This window comes from Bartonella sp. CL71SXKL, from assembly GCF_042194935.1.
GTDB lineage: Bacteria > Pseudomonadota > Alphaproteobacteria > Rhizobiales > Rhizobiaceae > Bartonella.
This window is the reverse complement of sequence record NZ_JBHINI010000081.1, coordinates 1-1,091: the sequence shown is the minus strand read 5'-3', so window position 1 is coordinate 1,091 and position 1,091 is coordinate 1. Positions and strand designations below refer to the sequence as shown.

Annotated in this window: 1 protein-coding gene and 1 pseudogene; both read right to left on the bottom strand. The window is 33.5% G+C overall.

All coding sequences use genetic code 11. The features are described 5' to 3' along the window. Window positions 1-260: 260 nt before the first annotated feature. The gene (locus tag ACFILA_RS09575) at window positions 261-1,007 is read right to left on the bottom strand and encodes a type IV secretion system protein (protein WP_375661130.1); all 747 of its coding nucleotides are present in this window, start codon (window positions 1,005-1,007) and stop codon (window positions 261-263) included. Then, window positions 1,004-1,091: pseudogene (locus tag ACFILA_RS09570) on the bottom strand (TrwH protein); the annotation flags it as partial. The pseudogene ACFILA_RS09570 and the gene ACFILA_RS09575, both read right to left, overlap by 4 nt.

The window sequence follows — 1,091 nt, the reverse complement described above, 5'->3', positions numbered from 1 at the left end:
GATCAACTTTATTGAAAAGTTGCGCGAAAACTGTAAATTTCATGAAATTCCTCTTTAACGAATTTTCAATTTTTTATCACCTTAAAACATAGATACATGCTAAACGCTTCATTTGCATTTATACATTACCTAAGTATTTTCATCACGATATCTTGGCTTTGATAAAATCTTTGTGCCTCTCTGAATTGTTCAGATAGTATTGAACCTTCTACAGTGGCTTTTGTTTTCATGAAAAAAAGCAAATCTTGTAAAGAGCTTTATTACTCAAATCTTATTTTAGGCATATCTTTGTAGCTAGGTTCTACAATTTTCCCATACAATTTACGTTTTTGTATTTCGATAAGAGTCTCTTCATTATTGCTTAAATTTCTGACCATTTGTAGCTTTGTATATTCATTTTGGAGCATCGCTGACATGTTCTTGATACGTGTTTGCAGCTCAAAAACTTCTCTCAGATCTTTTGTTTTATCTATATTATTTAAGAAATCAACAATTTGTGTAAAGCGCTTCTCTGCGTCTTGGAAGGTTTGCAAACTTACAGCTTTACCGACAATTCCACCATATTTAAGACGCGTATTAATTATTTCGCGCATCTCATGAGACGACATTAACCAGTAGGCGGGCCTTTTCTCTTCGTCTGTAAGACGAGGAAAAAGATCTTTAAATTGTTCAATATGTATGTCATTGTAGTTCATCGCTTTTTTTGGGTAGATAGAAGACGAATCTTGAAGGAACAAACTCTTATCCTCTCCTATTGTTGGTGTTTGTATTCTATTTCCTGTTATAGACTGATGGACTTTTTTCGCGTTTTCGATCTGGTTTTGGCTTTCTTTAATTTGTTGGTTTAATAACTCAATAATTTTCAGATATTCTGTTTTTGAAACAGGGAGAGGAATTTGAATAGTTGAATCTTGAGCCCCAGAAGCCCAACTAAAGTTAGACATTAGAGTTAAATTTATCATTCCCAAAAGGGTAATCATTCCTGTTATAATAAATATCTTTTTCATCTGTTTGCTCGCTTGATTTCGGCAGGGATTGTTTTATTAATAGGCACCCGGTTCCTATCATTTGGCTGTTTTAGCTTTGGTGCT

What these genes read in the sequence shown, in the direction of transcription:
- ACFILA_RS09575 (WP_375661130.1), bottom strand. Translation starts at nt 1,007, where the DNA reads ATGAAAAAGATATTTATTATAACAGGAATGATTACCCTTTTGGGAATG.